Source organism: bacterium, from assembly GCA_024742285.1.
In the GTDB taxonomy this organism is placed as follows: Bacteria; Myxococcota_A; UBA9160; order UBA9160; family UBA4427; genus UBA4427.
On record JANSYR010000005.1, the window covers coordinates 103,144 to 126,492 of the forward strand.

Sequence of the window (23,349 nt, forward strand, 5' to 3'; positions counted from 1 at the left end):
GGCCAAGGGGCGCCGTCGCACGGACCGGGATCCGACCGCGGCCGCACGGGCCCGATTCAGGAGCGGGCCTCTTGCGGATTCGGATCCTCGGAACAGGGCTCGCGCTCTGTATGGTCGGGCTCGGCGTCTTCGCCTGGAAAGTGCTCGTCCTCGAGCTGCCGATCCTGCCGGCCGAGCCGCAGGGACTCTGGCAGGTGGGGTTGCGCGTGAGCGCCGTGCCCGGCGCGGATGCGTTCAGCCTGGACGCCGCGATGCCGTCCCCCGACGCCCGCCAGTTCATCTTCGGCGAACGTTTCTCGTCCGGGCGTCTCCGGCTCGGCGTTCGGGACGAGGCGACCGGTCGCCGAGCGCTATGGCGTGGGACGGGCCGTCGAGGCATCGACGTCGATCTCCTGTTCCGGGTCCAGCTCGCGGCGAGCGACGGCGAGCTTCCGGTGCGCAACGGGTCGAAGCCGGTCCCCGAGGAGATCCGTCGTGTCTTCACGGCGCCCTCGAGTACGATTCCTTCGACGTCGAGCGAGATCGGCGAGGTCCTTTCGGGGATCGAGCTGCCTCGAGCGGACGACGTCGGCGGACGCGTGCGCTCCATCTATGCGTTCGTGGTTCACGAGACGCGGACCGGCCGGACGGACGATCCGATCCTGACGCTGCGCGATCGCGAGGGGAACGACGTCGGCCGTGAGCGGCTTCTCGTCGCGATGCTCCGACGAGCGGAGATTCCGGCGCGGCTCGTGCGCGGGCTCGAGCTCGACGAGCCGCGAGCGGCCGAGCGGGTCTGGGCCGAGGTCTGGGTCGACGGCTGGGTGGCGCTCTCCGCGACGCGTCGGTTCGTCGGGTCGGCGCCACTCGACTATCTGGCGCTCTCGACGGCGGATCGCCCCCTCGTGAGCGGGAACGCGCTCCGCTCGATCGACTACGAGTTCGCGGCGATCCGAGAGCGGCTGAGCCCCCAGGAGCTGGCGACGCTCATGATGCCCTCCGAGGGCGTCTTCGAGAAGATCTCGCTGCATCGGCTCCCGGTCGGACTCCAGGCTGGGCTACGGCTCCTGCTGCTGATGCCGCTGGGTGCCTTGATCCTGACGCTGCTCCGGAACGTCGTCGGCCTGCCTTCGTACGGAACGTTCATGCCGATGCTGATCGCGCTCGCACTGCGCGGGACCGGACTCGGAATCGGGCTTGCACTCATCCTGCTGGTGTTGCTGATCGGCGTCGCGGGTCGCCTCCTCGTCACGAAGCTTCGCCTCCTGCTGGTTCCGCGCCTCTCGTTCCTGCTCTGCGTCGTCGTCGCGAGCGTGACGGCGATGGCCTTGATCGGGTTCGACTACGACGATCGGAATTTCTACGCGGGTCTGGTCTTTCCGATCGTGATCTTGACGATGCTGATCGAGCGTTTCTCGATCACGCTGTCCGAGGAGGGCTTCCAGCCGGCCGCGGTTCGTGCCGGTTCGTCGGTGCTTCTCGCGATCATGCTCTATCCGCTGTTCTCGAGCGCGATCGTCGAGCACGTGATGTTCTCGTTCCCCGAGTGGATCCTGGTGGTGATGGGCGTCCTGGTCTGGCTCGGCGGCTATACCGGGTATCGCGTAACGGACGTCATTCGCTTTCGCAGTCTGGCTTCCCGCGAATGATCGTTCAGCGATTGAGACAAGCGGGCGTGCTCGGGATGAACCAGCGAAACTTCGACTACGTTCAGGGGTTCAACGATCGTCGTCTCTACCCGGTCGTCGACGACAAGGTGCGGACGAAGGAGATGTGCGCGGAGGCAGGCGTTCCGACGCCCGAGACCCTCGCCGTCGTGACGCAGCTCCACGAGATCCGTTCGCTCGAGACCCGCCTGGAGCGCGAAGACGCTTTCGTGATCAAGCCGGCGCGCGGGTCGCAGGGCAATGGCATCCTCGTGGCGACCGATCGCTGCGACGACCACTGGCAGCGCGCGAGTGGTCGCCCGATCACGCGCGAGGACCTCCACTTTCGCGTCTGCGAGATCCTCTCCGGGCTCTACTCGCTGTCGGGGCAGCCCGATCACGCGCTGGTCGAAGAATGCCTGCACGTGCATCCCTCTCTCTCCCAGGTCGTACACGGCGGCGTTCCCGACCTTCGCGTGATCGTTTTCCGGAGGCACCCCGTCATGGTCATGCTTCGCCTGCCGACCCGGGCGGCGGACGGTCGCGCGAATCTCCACCAGGGCGCGATCGGCGTAGGCTTGTCGCTGATCGACGGTCGACCCCTGGGAGCGGTGTGTGAATCGAGCCCGATCGAGATCCATCCGGACACCAACGCCCGCCTCGCCGACATCGAAGTCCCCGATTTCGCCGGCCTGCTGCGGATCGCGACCGTCGCTGGCACGTTCAGCGAGCTAGGCTACGTCGGCGTCGATCTCGTCCTCGATGCCGAGCGCGGCCCGGTAATCCTCGAGCTGAACGCGCGGCCAGGCCTCGCGATCCAGCTCGCGAACGGAGCCGGCCTCGCGCGCAGGCTGTCCTGGCTCGACGAGGCGATCGACGAGTCGGCGCCGCTCGAGGATCGAATCGATTTGGCGAGAAGGGCGGAAATCGAATGCCGCGGCCGAACGCGTACGAGCTTCTCTCCGGCGTGCTCCTCGCATGTGCGGTGATGAGCGGAGTGGCGCACGCCCAGACGTACGACGTGGAGTACGCGGCGAAGATCCTGCCCGACACGGGGATCGCGCGAGTGACGATCACCGTGGCGCAGCGCGATGCACAACTCATCGAAGTCTCCTCCGCCCTCGAAGGAGACCATTGGTTCGATTTCGCCGCAGACGGCGAGCTCGAGACTCCGGAAGCAGGCGGCTTTCGGTGGCTCGTCCCGCCGCGCGGCGGCGTCCTCGAGTACTCCGCGCGCATCGACCGCGTGCGGGGCGAGGAGGGGTACGACTCCCGCTGCATGCCGGATTGGATGCTGACGCGCGCGGAAGACCTCTTCCCGCCGATGGCGGCGAGGTTCGCGTCCGGTGCACGAGCGAATTCGACGATGCTCCTCGACGTCCCTCCGCGATGGGATCTGGTCTCCGCGTTCGAATCCGAAGGGGTGAACTTCGTCGTCGAGCAAGCGGGACGAAGTCTCGACCAGCCGAAGGGGTGGCTCCTGGCGGGTCGGATCGAGCGACTCTCGGAGACGATCGCGGGAAGTGTCGTCACCATCGGAGCGCCCAGGCGCCACGCCGCGCGTCTTCGTGACACGATGACCGTGCTGCGCTTCACGCTTCCGACGCTGGCCGAGGCAGCGGGCAGGATGCCCGCGCGAATCGCGATCGTGGTCGGCGACGACCCGATGTGGCGCGGTGGCCTCGCCGGGCCGGATTCGCTGTTCCTGCACGCCGATCGGCCTTTCATCGACTCCGACGGGACGAGCCCGCTGATCCACGAGCTCGTTCACGTCATCACGCATGCGCGAAACGCGCCCGGCTACGACTGGCTCGTCGAGGGGCTGGCCGAGTACTACGCGCTCCAGGTGCTGAGACGGAGCGGCGCGGTCAGCGAACGGACGCACGCGGAGAGCCTCGAACGTCTCCGCGAGCGAGGAGAGTCCGTGCGACGATTCGTCGGGGAATCGTCCGGAGCGGAGACGGCGCGCGCCGTCTGGCTGATGCATCGGCTAGACGAGACGATCCGCACCGAGACGCAGGGCGAGTTCGATCTCGATTCGGTCCTCGCGGCGTTGGTGGAGGACGTGACCGTGCTCGACCGCGAGCGCCTTCTGGAGGCGATCGAGCGGACCACGGGCGTCGGTGCGTCCGCGCGTACGATCCTCGATTCAGCGCCGGACTCGGAGCCCCGGTTCGCCGTCGCGCCGTAGGGCGGAGGCGCGCTCCTGCGGCACTGTCTCGGCGAAAGTCCGAGCCCGACCGAGTCGATGGTCGACGCCGGCCCTGCCGGAGTCAGTGGATTCTCGCGGAGGGTGGCGGAGCTCGGGACTCGCCGGAGGCGTTCGAACCGAGGCGAGGTCGCTCCGCGTCCGGTCGTCGGCTGGCCGACCCTTCAGAAAGGACTAAGGTCACTGCGACCAGCACGACGGAGCGCGCGGGTTCGCCGCGGAAGTCGGTGCACGGTCTCATGGAGGACGAGAGAGTGAAGATGGGTAGATTGACCGGGCTGGCGCTACTTGGAATCGTGATCGCGATCTTCCTTGCCGGATGCGACGACAAGAGCGGATTCGAGCAGGCGGGCGAAGAGATCGACGAGGCGATCGAGGATACGCGCAACGGCGGCGAGACCCTTGGGAACAAGATCGACGACGCCATCGACGACGTACGCGAGGGAGCCGAGGACGCCAAGCGCGAACTCCAGGGAAACTGAACCGGGGCGCGCTCGAGGGCGCTCGTCGCGTAGCTCCAGGCGTCGTCGGTTGCGTCGGTTGCGTCGGTATCGGTCCTACCAGGTGTCGACGAAGCTTCGCCGGCCCTTCGGGATCGGACCGAAGGCGTCGAGGCCACGCAGGATGCGGTCGCGGGTCTCCGCCGGGTCGATCACGGCGTCGAACTCGAGCGCGGCCGCCGCATTCAACGCCTTGCCCTTGTCGTACATGACCCCGACGAGCTTCTCGAAGAGCGCGTTCCGTTCTTCGTCCGTCGCGCAGGCGTCGAGATCCTTCTTGAAGCCCAGATTGACGGCCCCCTCGAGGCCCATTCCGCCGATCTCGCCGGTCGGCCAGGCGACCGTGTCGAAAGGCGCGGTGAAGCCGCCGCCGGCCATGGCCTGGGCGCCGAGGCCGTAGCCCTTGCGCGTGATCACGCAGAAGAGCGGGACCGAGACGTTCGCGCCGACCGTGAAGAGCCGTGAGACCTTGCGGACCTGCTGACGCGCCTCGATGTCCGGGCCGACCATGAAGCCGGGGGTGTCGCAGAGCGAGACGACCGGCAGGCCGAAGGCGTCGCAGAGCTGGAGGAAGCGCGCGGCCTTCTCGCCGCCCTCGTCGTCGATCGCGCCGCCGAGGTACATCGGGTCGTTGGCGACGAGCCCGACCGGTCGGCCCTCGATCCGGACCAGCGCCGTGACCATGCCCGGCGCCCAGGCGCGGCGGAGCTCGAGCACGCTGTCCAGATCGCAGAGGCCGGCAATCAGCTCGCGCACGTCGTAGATCCGGCGGCGGTTCTCGGGAATCACGTGGCGCAGGATCCGTGGGTCGGGTGCCTCCCAGCCTTCGGTCTCGCCCTGGAAGTAGGCGAGGTACTTCTTCGCGACGACGGCCGCCTCCTCTTCGTCCTCGACCAGGATGTCGATCACGCCGTTCGGTGCCTGGACGGAGGTCGGGCCGATCTCCTTCGGCGAATAGACGCCGAGGCCGCCGCCCTCGATCATGGCCGGGCCCCCCATGCCGAGACACGCATCGCGGGTCGCGATGATCACGTCGGCGCAGCCCGCGAAGGCGGCGCTCCCGGCGAAGCAGTAGCCCGACACGACGGCGACCCGCGGCACCTTGCCCGAGAGCTTCGCGAAGGCGGAGAAGCTGGTGATGTTCAGCCCCGCGACGAAGACGTCGCTCGCGTCGGTGTCGTTCGGCCGCCCGCCGCCGCCCTCCGGATAGAAGATCACGGGCATCCGGCCGTGCTCGGCGATCTCGAGGATCCGGTCGATCTTCTTGTGGTGGAAGAAGCCCTGGGTCCCGGCGAGGACCGTCGCGTCGACGACCAGCAGGGCGCAGCGGGCCGCGTCGGCGTCGAAGAGGTCGCCATTGACGCGGCCGGTGCCGGTGATGATCGCGTCGGCCGGGGTCTTCGCCTGGAGCTCTCCGACCGGCCGGATCTTCTTCATGGCGGCGATCGCGAGGGCGCCGTATTCCGAGAAGCTGCCCTCGTCGCAGACGGCGGCGAGGTTCTCGCGGGCCGTGCGCTGGCCGCGGGACCTTCGCCGCTCGACGGCCTCGGGGCGGGCGGCGTCCTGGAGGAGGGCGCCGCGGGCGCGGACGGCTTCGAGGTCGGGTCGGATCCGGTCGAGATCGAGCGCGGCGCGTACGCCATCGTCGCTCCCGGTGTCCGCGGACGCGGCGAGGGCGAGCAGGACCTGATCTTCCGCGACGACGTCGCCGACCTCGGCGAAGCACGCCGCGACGGTCCCGCCCGTGCTCGCTTCGATCACGTGTTCCATCTTCATCGACTCGAGGACCGCGAGGGGCGCGCCCGCGGCGACGAGATCTCCGACCGCGACGTTCCACTCGAGGACGGTTCCGATCAGCGGTGCACGAACGGCGATCTGCTCGTCCGGGAGATCCGGCTCGGCGACCGTCGTCGGTCGGTCGGGGACCGGCTCACTCGTGTCCCCTCCTCGATCCGCGCGCTCGGCGCGGGCGGCCGCCCGTCGCGCGGCCTCGTCGGCGAGCTCGCGCGCGTGGGCGTCGACGAAGCGGGTCGTCGCCGCGCCCGACAGCGTCTCCGGGCGTTCGACCAGGGCCGCGAGCCAGTCGAGGTTCGTCGCGGGGCCGGTGATCCGGAACTCGTCGAGGGCGCGCCGGAGGCGCGCCGCGAGGCGGAACTCGTCGTGGTCCGAGCGTACGATCAGCTTGGCGAGGAGGGAATCGAAGGCCGGGTGGGGCGCGAGGCCTTCGCGCAGCGCGGCGTCGACCCGGATCCCGGGGCCGCTGGCCGGGCGCCAGGTCGTGATCGTCCCGCTGCTCGGGTGGGCCTCCCCTTCGCCGTCGAGGGTCTCCGCGAGAATACGGAGCTGGACCGCGCGACCGCGGCATGGCGGCGCGGTGTCGAGTCCGAGCTCGGCGAGCGTGCGACCTTCGGCGAGGGCCAGCTGGACGTCGACGAGGTCGACGCCGGTGATCTCCTCGGTGACCGTGTGTTCGACCTGGAGTCGTGCGTTCGCCTCCATGAAGAACGCTTCGCCGCCGGCGTCGACCAGGAACTCGAAGGTCCCTACGCCGACGAAGCCGGCCGCCTTGGCGAGGGCGCGGGCCTCTTCGATGAGTCGATCGCGGAGGGGCGCGGCGAGGCCCGGTGCCGGGGCGAGCTCGACGAGCTTCTGGTGGCGGCGCTGGAGGGAACAGTCGCGCTCCCAGAGGTGACCGATCGCGCCGCTCTCGTCGGCCACGATCTGGATCTCGATGTGTCGCGCATCTTCGACGACGCGCTCGGCGTAGAGCGTGCCCACGCCGAAGGCCCGCTCGGCTTCGGAGGCGCAGCGTTCGAAGTGCCCCGCGACGTCGTCTCCCTGCTCGATCCGGCGCATGCCGCGGCCACCGCCACCGGAGACGGCCTTCAACAGGATCGCGACCCCGTCCGGCTGGGCAGCGAGGAAGGCCTCGACGGCTTCGACGCTCGCAGGGGCCTCGACGCCGGGGACGACGGGAACGTTCTGTCGCGTCGCGAGTGCGCGCGCGGCGTCCTTGTCGCCGAAGAGGGCGAGGGCCTCCGGCGAGGGCCCGACGAAGGTGAGCCCCGCGTCCGCGCAGGCCCGGGCGAGGTCCGCGCTCTCCGAGAGGAAGCCGTAGCCCGGATGGAGCGCGTCGCAGCCCTCGGCCTTCGCCACGCGGATCAGGTCGGCGGCGTCGAGATAGGCGGCCGCGCCCCGTCCGGCGAGGGGGACGATCGCGTCGGCGCCGTAGCCTTCGGCGAGGGCGGCGTCTTCTGGCGCGTGGACTGCGACGGACTCGACGCCACGCTCTCGGGCGGTGCGGGCGATGCGCAGGGCGATCTCGCCGCGGTTCGCGATCAGCAGGCGTCGGATCGGGGGCATGTTATTCGATGGCTCCGGCGATCACGAGCTCGGTGATCGCGTCGTCGTCGAGACCGAGGATCTCTCCGAGGATGGACTGGTTGTGTTCGCCGAGGCCCGGGCACGGGGAGAGGACGCCGGGGGTGGCGGAGAGGTGCATGCGCGGCGCCTCGTAGGGGAGCAGGCCGTGGCTTCCGTACTCGATCGGCACAAAGTGCTCTCGTGCGGCGAGCTGGGGGTCGGCGAAGGCGCCGGGGCTGTCGATCACGCGGTGCGCCGGGACCCCCTCCGATTGGAGCGCGGTCTCCACCTCCCCCAGATCGCGGTCGCGGGTCCAGGACTCGATCTCCTGGTCGAGGGCGGCGCGGTGCTCGAGTCGGGCTTCGGGCGTCGCGAAACGCGGGTCGCTCTCCCAGCTCCGCCCGGCGATCTTCGCGAGCGCCTGCCATGCGTCGTCGTCCGGTGCCGCGATCGCGAGCCACCGCTCGTCGCCGTCCGCGGCATAGACGCCCGACGGTGCATGGTGCGGCGAGGCATTGCCACGGGCCTCGAGGATCCGACCGTTCACCGTGTAGTCGAGAATCGCCGAGCCCAGGAAGTGCATCGAGCACTCCGCCTGGGAGAGATCGATGTGCTGGCCCAGGCCCGTGCGCTTGCGGTGCTCGAGGGCCGCGAGAATCGCCGGGGTCGCGAAGCGGGGCGAGACATAGTCGGTGTAGGCCATGAAGGGCGCCGAGGGGTTGCGGTCGGGCCAGCCGGTCACGAATCCGAAGCCGGCGAGCGCCGAGCCCATCGTTCCGTAGCCGGCCAGCAGGCGTTGGGGGCCGGTTCCGCCGCAAAGGGAGCTCGAGAGCATGACGAGATCCGGCCGCCGTTCTCGAAGGCGCGCCCAGTCGAGCCCGAAGCCCTCCATCGCTTTCGGCGAGAAGTTCTCGACGACGACGTCCGCCCAGTCGATCAGGCGCTTCGCGACGTCGATCCCCTCCGGCGTCTTCAGGTTCAAGCCGATCGACTGCTTCCCGAGATTCACGTTGGAGAAGTTCGCGGTGTTCTCCGGGCCGGGGACGTCGTCGACGTAGGGGCCGTTGCTCCGGAGGGCATCCGGCGCGCTCGAGGCTTCGACCTTGATGACCGTCGCGCCGAAGTCGGCGAGCAGGCGCGTGATCGCGGGGCCCGCGTAGACCCAGGTGAAGTCGAGGACCTTGAGGCCTTCGAGGGGAGGGCGGCGCGCGCCGTCTCCGATGGACTCCGAGGGTTCCGTCGGCGTCCACGCGCCGTTCCAGCCGCCGAGGGCGGGGGCCGGACGATCGATCGTGAGGGGCGTCTCGCTGAAGCGGGCGAAGGGGCCCGGCAGACGCACGGGGCGATCGGCGCCGGGCTGCTCGACCGTCCGCCAGAAGTCCCGGGCTGCGAGCTGCTCGGATTCGACGAGGTCCTGCACGTTCGAGAGAGGGACGATCAGCAGCCTGCGTTCGAAGGCGGCGGCGAAGAGCTCGGCCTTCGTCTTCGTTCGCGTGAAGCGCTCGATCGCCTCCATCACCGCTTCGTGGGCCTCGACCGTCGTGTGACCGCCGAGGAACTTCGCGCCGTAGGCGACCCAGTCCTCGGCGCGGAGCACGTCGTTCGACATTCCCTCTTCGTCCATCCAATCGAAGAAGCGCTGGGTCGAGTACCCGATCGGGACACCGAAGAGCAGGGTGAGGTTGACGTAGCCGTCCTTGCAGGGATAGATGAAGCGCAGGCGATAGCCGGCGACGGCGACGCCGCCCCCGGACCGCGACATCTGCGTCCCTCGCCAGCCGTGGGCCAGGACCCCGGACTGACCGGACTGCATCATCGAGATCTGTGCCGACACATCGACGTGTTGGCCGCGTCCGGATCCTTCGCGCTCGGCGAGAGCGATCAGGATGCCGCTCGCGGCATCGCCGCCGGCGTGGAGGAACGCCTGGGGAACGCTGCAGGTGAGCGGTGCGCGATCGGCGTCACCCGTCATCCACATCGCGTGGGACGCGGCGGTGACCGTGAGGTCCGTCGCCGCCCAGTCGCGCTTGGGGCCCGTCTCGCCGAAGGGCGAGACCGTCGCCACGACGAGGCGTGGATGGCGCTTCCGCAGCGCCTCCGGTGCGAAGCCCGCCACGCGAAGGTCGGGGAAGCTTCGATCGTCGATCCACACGTCGGCGGCCGCTGCGAGGTCGGTCAGGCGATCGCGGCCGGCCTCACTCGCCAGGTCGATCTCGACGGAGGCCTTGCCGCGATGGGTCGCCCAGAACTCGAGGCTGCGCTCGGGGTCGGGCGTGTCGCCGGCGAAGGGACCGAGGCCGCGGGACGCGGCGCCTCCGGGCGGCTCGACGAGCACGACCTCGGCGCCGAGGTCCGAGAGGATGCGGCCGGCGACGCTGGCGCCGCCGTCGGTCAGGTCGAGCACACGCAAATGGGAGAGCATCGGTCCTCCGGGCCTGCGTCCGGCCGGGTCGCGGCCCGCTCAGTATGGTGCAGATCGGGATCGAATTGGTCACCATCGAGCGTCCGTGCGGCGACGCTGCGTCCTCGTTCGGGTGGCCCGAATCCCGAGAGGAATCCCATGCTCGACCTCGATCCCGATACCCTGCTGACGACGACCCGCGCGGTCCGGAAACGTCTGGACTTCGACCGTCCGGTTCCGCGCGAGCTGATCCAGGAATGCCTGGAGATCGCCTTCCAGGCGCCCAACGGCGGGAACATGAACAACTGGCGCTGGATCGTCGTCGACGACCCGGAGCTCGTCGCGAAGGTCGCGGCGATCTACAACGGCGGGCTCGACGACTACATCGCGACCCTCGACCAGAGCGGCGGCTATCCCGGTGCCGTCGTGCCGCGGGCGGACCTGATCAGCACGTCGGTCGACCATCTTCGGGAGAACTTCCACCGCCTCCCCGCGGTGCTCTTGCCGGTCTTCGCGGGACGGATGGAGGAGGCGAACCTCTTCTTCCAGGCAAGCGGCTGGGGCTCGATCATCCAGTCGGTCTGGAGCTTCATGCTCGCCCTTCGGGCGCGGGGGCTCGGCAGCGCCTGGACGACCGGGCACCTCTGGCGGGAGGCGGACCTCGCGAAGCTGCTCGACATCCCCGGTCACTTCACGCAGGTCGGGCTCTTTCCGATTGCCTATACGATCGGCACCGATTTCAAACCGGCGTTTCGAAAGAACTCGGCGGAGGTCATCGGCTGGAACGGATTCGGCTGAATCGCGTTCATTCGCCTACGAAAGTGGGTGAAATCGCCCGAGACGTTGACACTTCCCGCTTCGGTGGCTATGTAACGGTGGTCAAACGACTGACCGCCCGTCAAGTCACAGGACCCCCGTTCAATGAGTTCATCGTCCCCCAGGGAGCTTCCCGGGGACGCCAGCGCCTCCCGCCTCGCCGAGCGGATCCCCGCGATCCGCGACGACGAGAAAGCCAAGAAGGCCGGGAAGGGCAGCCCTGCCGACGAGTCCGCGCGAAGCGCGGGGTCCCGTCAGGCGGAACGCCGCGAGCGCCAGCGTCAGGAGGCCCGTCGCACCATTCTCGATGCGACCGAGTCGCTCGTGATCGACAAGAACGGCTCGGATTTTTCGATCCGTGAGCTCGGCAAGCGCGCCGGATACTCCGCGCCCACCGTCTACCACTACTTCGGCGACAAGGACGGCCTGATCGAGGCGCTCCTCGAGGAACGCGTCTCGCGCCTCGCGAGCGAGCTCGAGCGGGTCGCACCGACCGGGGACGCCCAGGCGGACCTCCGGGCGATGCTCCTCGCCTATTTCCACTTCAGCGCCGACAACCCGAACGTCACGCGTCTCATGTCGACGCTCTCCCGCAAGGGCGAGAGTCGCGAGCCCGAAGCGATGGAGCGCGTGAAGGACCACATCGGCGATGCCGTCGATCGCTTCGGCGAGAGCGGCCGCCTCGGCGTCTTCGATCGTGACAGCGCCGGCCAGATTCTCTGGGCCTTCGCCTACGGCCTCGTCGCGATGCGCCTGTCCCAGCCCGATTTCATCCTGGACGACCGCTTCGTCGAGCGTGCGCTGGATGCCCTGTTCCTCGGCATGGCCGAGATGGAGAACCCTTCCTCATGACGCTCCTCCACGATTCTTCGAGGGGTCGCCTCCCTCGCGGCCTGGCCTCCATCCTCGTCGTCGCCGTCTCCCTCGCGAGCTTCGGATGCGCCGAAGAGGAACAGACGGTCGAGGAGCTGTTGCCCTCGGTCTCCGTCTACGTGCTCGAAGCGCGCACGCTCTCGGAGCAGATCAAGGCGAGCGGCGACCTCGAAGCGCAGTTCCACACGGAGATCGCCGCAGAGGTGGAAGGGCGCGTGACCGAGCTGACGATCGACGAAGGCGGGTCGGTCGAAGAGGGCGTCGTCGTGATCGAGATCGATCCCGAGCGTCGCCAGCTCGACCTCGAGGCCGCGAAGGCGCGACTCGCGCAGAAGCGCGCAGAGCTCGCGAATCAGCAGCGGAAGACGCGGCGGATCCGGGAGCTGCGTTCCCAGAGCGTATCCTCGATCCAGCAGCTGGAAGAGGCCGAGACGATGCTGGCGCTCGCCCGGTCGGCCGTGAGTGCCGAGGTGGCCGCCGTCGGCGTCGCGGAACGGCGCGTCCGCGACTCGTCCGTCGCCGCACCCTTCGCGGGCCTCGTCGCCCGACGCTCCGTCGAGCTCGGCGAGTTCGTCCAGCCCGGCAAGTCGCTCTTCGAGCTCGTCGCGCTGGATCCGCTCGAGGCGATCTTCAGCCTGACCGAGCTCGACACCGAGCGCGTCCGCCTCGGGCAGACGGTCGAGATCAGCGTCGGCGCCTTCCCCGATCGAAAGTTCCAGGGCGTCGTGACCTTCGTCGCGCCGACGGTCGATCCCGACACCCGGACGCTGCGGATCAAGGCCGAAGTCGACAACGCGGAGGGGCACCTTCGACCGGGGCTCTTCGCTCGGATGAACCTCGGCGTCGCCGAGCGCACCAACGTGCTGATGGTACCGGCGGAGGCGCTGATCCAGCGGGTCGGCGGCGCTTCCATCTACCGCGTCGTGCCGACCGAGGAGAACGAGGGCCGTGTCGAACGCGTCTCCGTCGAGGTCGGCGCGACCGACGGCGACTTCGTCGAGGTGCGCGGGGACGTCCGACCGGGTGACCAGGTCGTGAGGCGGGGGCACGGCGGTCTCGCGAGTGGAATGTCCGTGGTCGTGCGTGGCGCGACGGCGTCCCGGCCCCAGGTCGCGGCGGGCGAAGAGCCGCGGGGGAACGACTCGTGAGCCTCTCCGATCTCTCGATCGCACGCCCCGTCCTGACGTGGATGCTGACCCTCGCGCTCGCGACGTTCGGCGTCCTCGGCCTCGGCCGTCTCGGAATCGATCGCTACCCGGACATGACCATGCCCTTCGTCGGCGTGATCGTGACGCTGGACAGCGCGTCGCCGACGACGATGGAGGACGAGGTCGTCGATCCGCTCGAAGAGGCCTTCGCCACCATCGAAGGCATCCATCACACGTACTCGACCTCCGCCCAGGGCATGGCGCGGATCATGATGGAGTTCGAGCTCGAACACGACGTCGACATCGCCGCCCAGGACGTGCGCGACAAGATCAACATGAGCTTGAACGAGCTCCCGGACGACATCGATCCGCCGATCCTGGGCAAGGCGGACTTCTCGATGTTCCCGATCATCTACGCGCCGATCACCTCCGACCTGCCGGCAACGGAGACGACGGAATACGTCGATCGCCACATCCGCCCCCTCGTCGAGAGCATCCCCGGCGCGGCGGGAACGGAGATCTACGGAGAACAGGAGCGGAACATCCGGATCTGGATCGACCCCGACGAGCTGCGCGCCCGGAACCTCGCCGTCGGCGACGTGCTCGGGGCGCTGAGGCGCGAGCACGTCGAGCAACCCGGAGGCTACGTCGAGGGGAATACCGTCGAGTGGGCGCTCAAGACCGACGCGGAGTTCCGGTCGATCGACGAGCTGGCCGCGATGGTGATTACCTGGGAGGGCGACGCGCCGGTTCGCCTCCGGGACGTCGCACGGATCGAGGACGGGGCCGAGGACCTCCGCAAGGTCTCGCACATGAACGGCAAGCCGGGCCTCTCGATCGCGGTCAAGAAGCAGTCCGACGGGAACACGGTCGCGATCGTCGACGAGTTCATCGCGCGGATGGACAAGCTCCGGGGCAAGACGCCCGACGGCATCCATATCGTCGAGAGCGAGGGCTTCATCGACAACTCGCAGACGATCCGCGAGTCCTTCGAAGAGACGATCGAGGCGCTCTGGGTCGGGGGACTCCTCGCGGTCGTCGTGGTGTTCGTGTTCGTACGCCGCTTCCGACCGACCCTGATCGTCGCAGCGGCGATCCCGATGTCGCTGGTCACGACCTTCGGGATGATCTGGCTCTTCGACTTCACGCTGAACACGATGACCCTGCTGGGGCTCACCCTCGCGATCGGTGTCGTGATCGACGACGCGATCATCGTTCTCGAGAACATCGAGCGGCACCGGGAAGGTGGCAAGGACGCGATGCGCGCCGCGCGCGAGGGAACGCGCGAGATCACCTTCGCCGCGATGGCGGCGACGTTCTCGGTGGCCGCGGTCTTCATTCCCGTCGCCTTCGCGTCGGGGATGATGGGGAGCTTCCTGACCGAGTTCGGGGTGACCGTCTCCGTGGCCGTGATCATCTCCCTGGTCGTGGCGCTCACGCTCACGCCGATGCTCGCGTCGCGCATGCCCCCGCCCAAGGAGCGAGGGCCGGACAGTCTTCATCAGCGCCTCGAGGTCTGGTTCACCGGCCTCGAGCAGCGCTACGCGCAGATCCTCGACTGGTCCCTCGCGAACCGCGGGAAGACGACGCTGATCGCGGTGGGGGCGATCGCGTTGGCGATCCTCGCCGGCTCGCGCCTGGACGGAGAGTTCATGCCCAAGTCCGATTCGGGCTTCTTGAGCATCGAGTTCCGTACGCCTCCGGGCACATCCCTCGAAGCCTCGACCGACATCCTCAATCAGAACGAGGAGTGGCTGCTCGCGCAGCCCGAGGTCGCCTCGACCTTCGCCGCGATCGGCCCGACGAGCATGAGCATCGGCGGCCCCTCGGACGGCATGCTCAACGCGCGCCTGAAGCCCCGCGATCAGCGCGAGCGCAGCGCCGAAGAGCTCATGCGCGCGACCCGCGAGGCGCTGTCCCAGATTCCGGGGCAGGAGTTCTCCGTCATCGATCCGATGGCGAGCAGCGATCGTGATTTCGAGATCGAGATCATCGGGAACGCGAGCCTCGAGGAGCTCGACCACTACTCGGACCTGATGCTCGGCGCCCTCGGGGCCGAGGGCGGCATGGTCGACCTCGACAAGAGCCTCCGGGTCGGCCTGCCGGAAGCGCTCGTCGTCCCGGATCGCGACAAAGCGGCGGCCCTCGGGATCGACGCGGCGACCGTCGCGGAAACGGTGCTCGCCATGATCGGTGGCCTCGACGTCGCGACCTTCCGCGACGGCGAAGAGCGCCACGACGTGCGGATCCGCCTCGAAGAGGGCCAGCGGGCCAGCCTCGACGATATCGGGCAGCTCTGGGTCCGGACGCGAACCGGCGAACTCGTCGATCTCCGCAACGTCGTCAGGATCGAGCGGAGCGCGACGGCTTCCTCGATCACGCGGACGGACCGCGTTCGGAGCGTCAAGCTGATGGCGAATCTCGACGGGATTCCGCTGTCCACGGCGATCGAGCGCGCCCAGCGCGCGGCGAAGAAGCTCCTGCCGTCGTCGATGAGCCTTCGCCTGGGCGGGGACGCGGAGGAGATGCGGGAGGCGGGAGAGCAGTTCATGCAGATGGTCCTCCTGGCCGTCCTCGTGATCTACATGGTCCTCGCGGCCCAGTTCGAGAGCTTCACGCAGCCGGTGATCGTGATGGCTGCGCTGCCCTTCTCGATGGTCGGCGCGCTCGGTGGACTCTGGATCTTCGACATGTCGCTCAATCTCTTCAGCATGATCGGCCTCGTGCTGCTTGTCGGGCTGGTGACGAAGAACTCGATCCTGCTCGTCGACTACGCGAATCAGCTCCGCGATACCGGGATGTCCGCCGAGGAGGCGATGCGTCAGGCGGCGCCGGTGCGCATGCGGCCGGTGATGATGACGGCGCTTTCGATGATCTTCGGGGTGCTCCCGACGGCGCTCGGGCTCGGCGCCGGCGGCGAGACGCGCGCGCCGATGGCCGTCGCGACGGCGGCGGGCATGTTCTCGTCGATGATGCTGACGCTCCTGATCGTGCCGGTCTTCTATCTCGGACTCGAGAAGCTTCGCGACTTCTTCGCCCGGAAGCGGCGATCACGGACCGCGCACGCCAGCGAGCAGCCGGCCTGATCGTCAGATGAGTCCGGACGGAAAGCTCGCGGTCTTCGTCGCGACGCGCTTCCTCGCCGAGGTCGAGGAAGCGTTCGCGTCGGCGTTCGAGGCCTCGTTCACGACCGACGAGGACGCGCCGCTCGAGGAGCTCGCGCGCCTGGTCGGGGAGGGGGCGCACTTCGACGTCGTGCTCTTCTCCCTGAACGTCCGGATGGGGGCGGCCGAGATCGAAGCCCTGCCCGAGAGCATCCGCGCGCTCGCGACCTACTCGGTCGGCACCGACCACATCGATTTCGCCGCGGTGCGAGCGCGTGATCTGGTCGTCTTCAACACGCCCGGCGTGCTCGCCGACTCGGTCGCAGAGGACGCGATCTTCCTGATGCTCGCCGGCGCGCGGCGCGCCACCGAGAGCATCGCGCTCATCCGCGAGCGGCGCTGGACCGGCTGGACCCCGAAGCAGCTCGTGGGCGTCCAGCTCTCCGGAAGGACGCTGGGCATTCTCGGCATGGGCGACATCGGCCGCCGGATCGCGACACGCGCACAGGCGCTCGGCATGGACGTCCTCTACCACAACCGACGACCGCTCCCCGACGGCGAGGCCCGTGCCCTGGGCCATCGCGCGACGCCGGAGGCCCTGGTGGCGGACTCGGACGTGCTGATGATCGCCTGTCCCTCGACACCCGAGACCCGCGGAAGCGTGAACGCGGCGCTCCTCGAGCACGCTCGGGAAGACCTCCTCGTCGTGAACATCGCGCGTGGCGACATCGTCGACGACGACGGCCTGATCGCGGCCCTCCGCTCGGGTCGCATCCGCGGGGCGGCCCTCGACGTGTTCGCCGGCGAGCCGAACGTCGACGAGCGCTACTTCGCGTTGCCGAACGTCTTCATGGTCCCGCACATCGGGAGCTCGACGATCGAAGCCCGGCTCGGAATGGGGCGCATCCTGATCGAAGGGCTCACGGCCTGGCGCGCCGGCGGGACGCCGCCGAACCGCGCGGTCTGAGGCGCCTCAGGAGGTTCCTGCGTCCGAGCGGCGCGCAGCCGACGCGGCCAGGATCGTCTTCCAGCGGAACGGCGATGCCCACTGGGCGAAGTAGTTGCTCGGGAAGGCCTCGAGTCCCTCGACGCCGGCCTCGGTCGGGGGCTCCTTGTCGTCCGGGACGTAGCGGGTGCCGAAGATCGCGTCCCAGAAGAGATAGACGTTGCCGTAGTTCGTGTCGGCCTCGCCGCGCGCCTTCGAGTGGTGCCAGCGGTGGGCGTCCCCGATCGAGTAGATCCAGGACAGGGGGCCGAGCCGGATGGCGATGTTCGCGTGCTGGTAGATGTCGGCGCAGAGGGCCGCCACCGCGGTCAGCGCGAGGACGCGTTCGTCGATGCCGAGGGCGGCGAGGGGAATCACTCCGATGAAGCCGAATCGGAACACGACCTCCAGGGGATGGGCGCGGGTGCCGTTCAGGAAGTAGACGCGGCCGGGCTGATGATGCGTCGCGTGCAGACGCCACAGCCAGTCGGATGCGTGCATCACGCGGTGGGCCCAGTAGTCGAAGAACTCGCGGATGACCGTCGCGAGTACGACCTGGAGTGCTACGGGCCAGGCGTTCGGCCAGATCCCGCCGCCGAAGAGGCCGGCGATCGTGTCGGCGGAGGCAATCGCGATCCCGATCGCGAGGGGCGCGCACAGGGGCGGGACGATCACGTGGAGCGGGATGTAGAGGAGGTCGTTTCCGAGGTCGCCCTGGTTGCGGAACCAGTCGCGGTTCCAGGGCAGGACACGCTCCATCCCGCCGACGAAGAGCAGGCCGAGGATCGAGATCGGAAGCGCGACCGCGGCGGGTGAGACGCCTGCGTTCATCATCAGCACGGCGGCCGCCAGGCCCGCGGCGACGGTCCCCGGGACGAGGGTGTAGGCGAGCACGCGCTCCCAGAACTGCTCGTGTCGGACGCCGTCTCGCATCGTGTCTCCCTTGGCGGATCGGCTCGCAGGCCGACCGGGGAACGGCCGCGCGGGGCGGTGAAGCCTGCGTTCTTCACGCTAGCGTAGGAAGCTCGGGAGCGGCGCGACGGCGCTCCATCACCAGGAGACCGAGGACATGGGCATGAGCGAAGCCGAAGAGCGGATTCTGAGCGGACGGATCTGGACCGATTTCTGTGACCGCCTGAAGGCGGCGGGCGACCTCGTTGCCGCAGAGGGGACGCCGACCGATACGCAGAACCGTGCCCTCGGCTACCGGTACCTCACGCGCCTGCTTCGTGGCGGGCTCGAGCGGGCCGTCGACTACGCCGATCCGCAATACCCGGGCTTCTACCGACTCGCGGACGAGACGAAGGGCGTCCTCAACGACAACCCCGACAACTACTACGAGAACTGCGCGATCGACGGTCGGTTCGACTACCGGATCCACGGGACGCGAGGGACGGTCCCGTGGCTCTCGATCGGTGCGAAGGGCGGGGGCGGCACCGTCGACCAGATGGTCAGTACCGGCGAGATCGACTCGTCCCAGATCGAGCTGGACGAGGACGGGACCTTCGAGGTCTTCATGTCCAGGAATCCCCAGCCGAAGAACTGGCTGAAGATCACCGAGGACTCGACCAACATCGTCGTCCGCCAGACCTTCGGCGACCGCTCGAAGGAGACCCGGGCGATGATCGAGATCGAGTGCCTGAACCCGGAGCGCCCGAACAACAACCTCGACCCGGAGCAGCTCGAGGCGCAGCTCGGTGGCGCGCTCAACTTCATCGAGAGCACGGTCGGGCTCGGCCTGATGTGGACGCTCGACTACAAGGAGCGGACGCTGAACCAGCTCCCGTCCCACGACCAGGCGGTCCTGCAGGCGGCGGGCGGCGACCCGACGATCAACTACTACCAGAGCCACTGGGCGCTCGAGCCGGACGAAGCCCTCGCGGTCCATATCCCGAAGCTGCCCGAATGCGCGACGTGGAACCTGCAGCTCTCGAATTTCTGGATGGAGAGCCTCGAGTTCCGTTTCTTCGACATCTCGGTCAACAAGTTCACGGCGCGCTACGAGGACGACGGATCGGTCAAGCTCCTGATCGCGCACGAGGATCCCGGCCCCGCCCACAAGAACTGGCTCAACACGTTGGGCCACAGCGAGGGCGGCATGCTCGGCCGGATCGTCGGCGCCGACGGCGGATGGCCGCCGGAGTGGAAGACCGAGGTCGTGAAGTTCGCCGACGTGAAGAGCTAGCGGCCGCGGCGCGGGCTCAGAACGTCAGGCTCAGGCCGAAGGTCGGACCGCGAAAGTCGAACTCGAGATCCGAGCCGTTTCCCTTGGCCTTCTCGTCAGCGTATCTGAATCGGCGGTAGCCGCCATAGACGCCGACGTTCTTCGTCAGGTTGAGCTGTCCGCCGGCTTCGAGATCCGTCGTTCCGGAGTGGCCGGCGGTCGTGGACGCCTGGGCGTAGAAGTCGATCAGCGGGATCGGGCGGAAACCCAGACGGAGCCCGAGGAGGAGGCCTGGGCTCACGTCCTCGTCGGTCTGCAGGAAGCCCGCGTTCTGCACGCGAACCCGGGTGTGGTCGATGCCCACGCCGAGCAGGGCTTCCACGGAGAACATGTCGAGGGCGCGCACGCCGGGGCGAAACGCGACGAAGCCGCGCTGGTTGTCGACGTCGATGCCCACCGTGGTCGGACCGGCGAGCTCGACGTCGAAATCGATCTCACGCCCGGCCGGCACGGGTTCGGACCCGTGGCCGTTCGTGCTCGCGTACTCGGCGACGACGGCCAGCGTCGCGATGATGTCCTGCTCTGGCGGCTCTGCCTCGACGCCCGTGAGGGGGGCCGCACCCGCGACGAGGTCGAGCAGAGATCCTCGGCGGCGCGTGTCGTTGCCGGGGAGGATCTCGTACGTCGCCCGCCCGCCAGGCGTCGTCTGGCCTCGATCGTCGAAGTCCAGGTCGATCGGCCTCGGACCTTCACAGGTCGCGGCGATCGAGAGCAGGGCCGAAACGAGGAGCGCGGCGATCGAAGAGCGGGTCGATGACAAGGGTTCCCTCCATTGAGCGGAGAGAGGATAGGCGAGCCCCGAAGCGTTTCTTTCCTCCGGGGTCGACTAACGTCCACCTGACGGCGAGTACCAGATCGGAGAGCTGTAGGCGCGATCCTGGACGCTTCGCGGCGCGCGCTCGTCGAGTGTGATGTCGAAGCGGGCGGCGTCGTAGGTGGACCACCGCGGCGTCGGAATCTCGATCACCCGGACATAGTAGAAGGCGTGCTGCTCGGGATCGAAGTCGTCGTCCTGCCAGAACACGGAGAGTTCCGCCGCCCCGATCGTGTTCGTGTAGGTGGCGCTCGCGACGTCGACGGTCGAGCCGACCTCGCGGATCCCGAAGAGCCCCCGGCGTCCTTCGCCGCCGAGGGCGACGTCGTGGATCTCCTCATGGAGGTCGCCGTCCGAATCCCGCCAGCCCTTCACGATCTGGACCCGATCGAGGTTCGCGCCGTTCGGGTCCTTGAGTGCGCGGACGACGAAGCGCGGCCCTTTCGTGCCCGTCCCCGCCTCGGGAAGATCGGCGCCCATCGGGACTCCGTCGCGATACCCGCGGCGCACGAGGTCGGGGCGTGCCGCGTCGTCCTCCTCGAACTCCCAACCGCCGAAGAAGCGCAGGGTGATGCGTGAACCGGTCGTGGCGTAGACCTCGCGCCGGCGCATCGCCTCGAAGAGCGCGGCCCGCGTGTTCTCCTTCGCCCAGACCGCGGCGTAGCCCGAGGCGACCCAGCTCCAGGCGTAGATGCCGCTGTCCTCCTGCGAGGCGGGCGGCGGGGCGAGGCGATGGGGGCCGGGCTCGAGCACCGAGAGCTTGCCCCAGAAATCGTTCTCGGCAGCGGTGGCGAGGGAGGTGTGTGCGTCGGTGCTTCCGATCACGCCCATCTTGAAGGGGTTCGCACCGATCCGCGCTTCCTCGCCGAGTCCATTCTTGAAGGCCTGGCGGAGGTACTCGTACTGGATCTGCTCGTCCTGCTTCGGCGTGGAGGGCGTCCCGATGTTCCCCGTGTCCCAGTTCTCGAAGTCCGCGAATTCGTCGTCGGGGGAGAGGAGGGGATGCGACTCGCTGTCGCCCTTGATCTGGGTGATCTCGGCGATCGGCTCGTGCCGACTGCGACGCAGCGCATAGTCGCGATCGAAGGGACGGCCATCGCTCTGTTCGAGGGAGAACATCTGGCCGTTGCTCATGTTCGGGTTGTGGGGAATCGCGAGGATCGTCCCGCCGGTCTCCGATTCGTAGTCCTCCATGAAGTCCCAGAGATCTTCCGGGCGTTCTCCTTCGAACGAGGATCGCGGGATCATCCTGCCCGCGACGTCGCCGCCGTCGCCGTAGACCACGACCCGGTGGAGGTTGTCACCCCTGGGCATGGCGCTCCACTCGAATCCGATCAGCGCGCTGAATCGGCCCGGCTCGTTCGCCTCGTCCGCGAGCCGCGTGATCTCGTTCCAGATGCTCCGCTTGAAGGCGGCGTTGTCGATGATCGGCTCGGAGGCCATCAGGCTCGCGATCACCTCGGAGATGACCGCGTACTGGCTCTCCTCGTCCCCGCGAACACCTTCGGAGAGGCGTCGACCGACAGGGTCGGCCAGCAGGGCCGCGTCGCCCGCGCGGAGGGCCGGCAGCAGCCCCATGTATTCGGCGTGGTCGGAGACGACGAGGAAGTCGAGGGGCGCCTCGAGGCGCGCGGTCATGCCGTTGTTGGCGACGACGGCTTCCCCCTTCGCGAACCGGTACGCGTCTGCGGGAGAGAGCCGCGTGTTGCCCATCGAGTTCGCGTCCACGCTGAAGGAGCTGTGGACGTGCGTGTCCCCCCAGAAGACTTCCGTCGGGAAGTCGTCCCGGTGCGCCGGGGCGTATTGGCTCGGGGGCTCTGCCGCGGAGGCCTGCACGAGGCCTGCGGTAAGCCCGACTACGACGGCGAGTCGGAGCGTCGCCGATCCGGCGGGGGAAGGAAGAGGAGCATCGGAACGGGCCATGCGGGCCTCCCAGGGGCTGCGGGACGAGATCGAGCTTAGACCAGCACACTCGAGGGCGACTTTCGCGTCGTGGAGGTCCCCCTCCGCGTTTCGCGCGCAGGAAATGCGCATCGCGGATGCCGATTCGAGCGGGAAGCGCCCCGAACGGTCACGCTCTTCGGCGGGAGTACACTCACGAAAGGGCGTATCGAGAGGGAGGGGCCAGATGGGCCTGTTCAAGCGAGGCAAGAAGGACAAGGGGAAGTCCGGAGGGGACTCCAGGGACGCCACGCCGACCGATCCGGCGGAGGCCGAGACCGCCGAGTCGTCTCCCCAGAAGGTGGGCGTCGTCTCGGGGGTGTTGTCGACGACCGCGGAGACCGGAGAGGGCGAGCGCTCGCTCTTCGGGGACGTGGTGTCGCGGCGCTTCGGACCGAACGACGACGAAGGGGACGGCGTCACGCGTCCTCCCCGCCCCGAGGCAGAATCCATGAACGAAGACACGCCGCCGGAAGACGAGCAGCGCGAGGCCCCGGGCGAGCCCGCGAGCAGGGATCACCTGCGTGCGGTTGAGCCCCTTTTTCCCGATCATCCGGCGACGCCGGACCTGGAGGTCGACCCCATGGCGCACATCGGACGCGCGACGACGATCACTGGCAACATCGTGGCCGACGAGGATCTCGAGATCCAGGGCGTCGTCGAGGGCTCGGTCCGGCTCGCGAACCATCAGGTCACGATCGGGGCCGAGGGTCACGTGAAGGCGAGCGTCGATGCCGAGACCGTGATGGTCTACGGGCGGATCACCGGCGACGTGATCGCCTCGGATCTCGTCGAGATCGAGAAGGGCGGCATCGTGGGCGGCGACATTCGCGCGCCGAGGATCGTGATGCACGACGGGGCGATCGTGGTCGGGGCCCTCGACATGTCGGCGGCGCTGCCGAACGGAGGCGCGAACTTCGAAGCGCCGGACGCACCCGAGCCGGCGGAGTCGCTGCGACCGGTCGTCTCGTGGGTCAAGCCGGTCGAAGAGTCCGATGACGTCGACGATCCGGGGTCGTCCTCCGACGACTAGCGCGCGCCCCGATCGAGCTACGCTCTCCTGAACGCCGCCCCGATGGGCGCGGAGAGCGCGTGGCGGATTCGCGAGGGACAGGTGAGGCGGAAGACTCGGGGGAGACGGCTTCCGTCGATCCCGGCGCCGTTCTCGCGAGTCCTGTCGCTGTCCCGGGCCTCGCGGGCATCGAGCGTACGCTCTGGCCGCGTTTCGAGCCCGATGCGCCCGACCGGATCGTCCATCTCCGGCTCGGCCACGCGGCGTGTGCCGAGTCCGCGCCGGTGCTCATCCGGGCGCTCGGGGACGTCGTCGAAGGGGCGCCCTAGCGGCG

17 protein-coding genes are annotated in these 23,349 nt (G+C 68.7%); 12 read left to right on the forward strand and 5 right to left on the reverse strand.

Features of this window, described 5'->3' with window-relative positions; translation table 11 throughout:
• The first annotated feature begins 71 nt into the window (after positions 1–71).
• The 4 genes from NXI30_11375 to NXI30_11390 all read left to right on the forward strand — a co-directional run bounded on the left by NXI30_11375 (position 72) and on the right by NXI30_11390 (position 4,316).
• Entirely contained in the window at positions 72–1,628 is a 1,557-nt protein-coding gene (locus NXI30_11375; protein MCR9094808.1) for a UUP1 family membrane protein, read from the forward strand.
• Positions 1,629–1,639: 11 nt separating this feature from the next.
• Positions 1,640–2,614, forward strand: a complete 975-nt coding sequence (locus tag NXI30_11380) for an alpha-L-glutamate ligase-like protein (GenBank protein ID MCR9094809.1) — start codon at positions 1,640–1,642, stop codon at positions 2,612–2,614.
• On the forward strand, positions 2,557–3,816 hold the full coding sequence (locus NXI30_11385) for a hypothetical protein (GenBank protein MCR9094810.1): 1,260 nt from the start codon (positions 2,557–2,559) through the stop codon (positions 3,814–3,816). The genes NXI30_11380 and NXI30_11385 overlap by 58 nt, the downstream gene beginning before the upstream one ends.
• Before the next feature lie 278 nt (positions 3,817–4,094).
• Positions 4,095–4,316: a hypothetical protein gene (locus NXI30_11390; protein MCR9094811.1), complete on the forward strand. Its 222-nt coding sequence runs from the start codon at positions 4,095–4,097 to the stop codon at positions 4,314–4,316.
• A 75-nt stretch (positions 4,317–4,391) separates the two neighbouring features.
• Here the strand turns inward: NXI30_11390 and NXI30_11395 are convergent, their stop codons facing one another.
• Positions 4,392–7,697, reverse strand: a complete 3,306-nt coding sequence (locus NXI30_11395; protein MCR9094812.1) for a carbamoyl-phosphate synthase large subunit — start codon at positions 7,695–7,697, stop codon at positions 4,392–4,394.
• A gap of 1 nt (position 7,698) precedes the next feature.
• Complete coding sequence (locus NXI30_11400; GenBank protein MCR9094813.1) at positions 7,699–10,119, reverse strand: CoA transferase; 2,421 nt, start codon at positions 10,117–10,119, stop codon at positions 7,699–7,701.
• A gap of 138 nt (positions 10,120–10,257) precedes the next feature.
• Here NXI30_11400 and NXI30_11405 point away from each other — a divergent pair, with 138 nt between their 5' ends.
• From NXI30_11405 to NXI30_11425, 5 genes are all read left to right on the forward strand, one after another.
• Positions 10,258–10,896 carry a nitroreductase family protein gene (locus NXI30_11405; GenBank protein MCR9094814.1) on the forward strand — a complete coding sequence of 213 codons (639 nt, stop codon included), beginning with the start codon at positions 10,258–10,260 and terminating at the stop codon, positions 10,894–10,896.
• 123 nt (positions 10,897–11,019) lie between these two features.
• A complete protein-coding gene (locus NXI30_11410) occupies positions 11,020–11,766 on the forward strand; it encodes a TetR/AcrR family transcriptional regulator (GenBank protein MCR9094815.1) in 747 nt (248 codons plus the stop codon).
• Complete coding sequence (locus NXI30_11415; GenBank protein MCR9094816.1) at positions 11,763–12,935, forward strand: efflux RND transporter periplasmic adaptor subunit; 1,173 nt, start codon at positions 11,763–11,765, stop codon at positions 12,933–12,935. Before NXI30_11410 ends, NXI30_11415 begins: the two co-directional genes overlap by 4 nt.
• Positions 12,932–16,021 carry an efflux RND transporter permease subunit gene (locus NXI30_11420; protein ID MCR9094817.1) on the forward strand — a complete coding sequence of 1,030 codons (3,090 nt, stop codon included), beginning with the start codon at positions 12,932–12,934 and terminating at the stop codon, positions 16,019–16,021. Before NXI30_11415 ends, NXI30_11420 begins: the two co-directional genes overlap by 4 nt.
• 7 nt (positions 16,022–16,028) lie before the next feature.
• Positions 16,029–17,006 carry a D-glycerate dehydrogenase gene (locus NXI30_11425; protein ID MCR9094818.1) on the forward strand — a complete coding sequence of 326 codons (978 nt, stop codon included), beginning with the start codon at positions 16,029–16,031 and terminating at the stop codon, positions 17,004–17,006.
• A gap of 6 nt (positions 17,007–17,012) precedes the next feature.
• Here NXI30_11425 and NXI30_11430 read toward each other — a convergent pair whose 3' ends face one another.
• Positions 17,013–17,957 carry a sterol desaturase family protein gene (locus NXI30_11430; GenBank protein ID MCR9094819.1) on the reverse strand — a complete coding sequence of 315 codons (945 nt, stop codon included), beginning with the start codon at positions 17,955–17,957 and terminating at the stop codon, positions 17,013–17,015.
• Between the two features lie 142 nt (positions 17,958–18,099).
• On the opposite strand from NXI30_11430, the gene NXI30_11435 reads away from it, so the two are divergent.
• Entirely contained in the window at positions 18,100–19,209 is a 1,110-nt protein-coding gene (locus NXI30_11435) for a DUF1214 domain-containing protein (GenBank protein MCR9094820.1), read from the forward strand.
• Between the two features lie 16 nt (positions 19,210–19,225).
• Here the strand turns inward: NXI30_11435 and NXI30_11440 are convergent, their stop codons facing one another.
• Positions 19,226–20,008: a hypothetical protein gene (locus tag NXI30_11440; GenBank protein MCR9094821.1), complete on the reverse strand. Its 783-nt coding sequence runs from the start codon at positions 20,006–20,008 to the stop codon at positions 19,226–19,228.
• 66 nt (positions 20,009–20,074) lie between these two features.
• Positions 20,075–21,985: a DUF3604 domain-containing protein gene (locus tag NXI30_11445; GenBank protein MCR9094822.1), complete on the reverse strand. Its 1,911-nt coding sequence runs from the start codon at positions 21,983–21,985 to the stop codon at positions 20,075–20,077.
• Between the two features lie 205 nt (positions 21,986–22,190).
• Here NXI30_11445 and NXI30_11450 point away from each other — a divergent pair, with 205 nt between their 5' ends.
• Positions 22,191–23,036 carry a polymer-forming cytoskeletal protein gene (locus NXI30_11450; protein MCR9094823.1) on the forward strand — a complete coding sequence of 282 codons (846 nt, stop codon included), beginning with the start codon at positions 22,191–22,193 and terminating at the stop codon, positions 23,034–23,036.
• A gap of 59 nt (positions 23,037–23,095) precedes the next feature.
• A complete protein-coding gene (locus NXI30_11455) occupies positions 23,096–23,344 on the forward strand; it encodes a hypothetical protein (GenBank protein ID MCR9094824.1) in 249 nt (82 codons plus the stop codon).
• Positions 23,345–23,349: the final 5 nt, after the last annotated feature.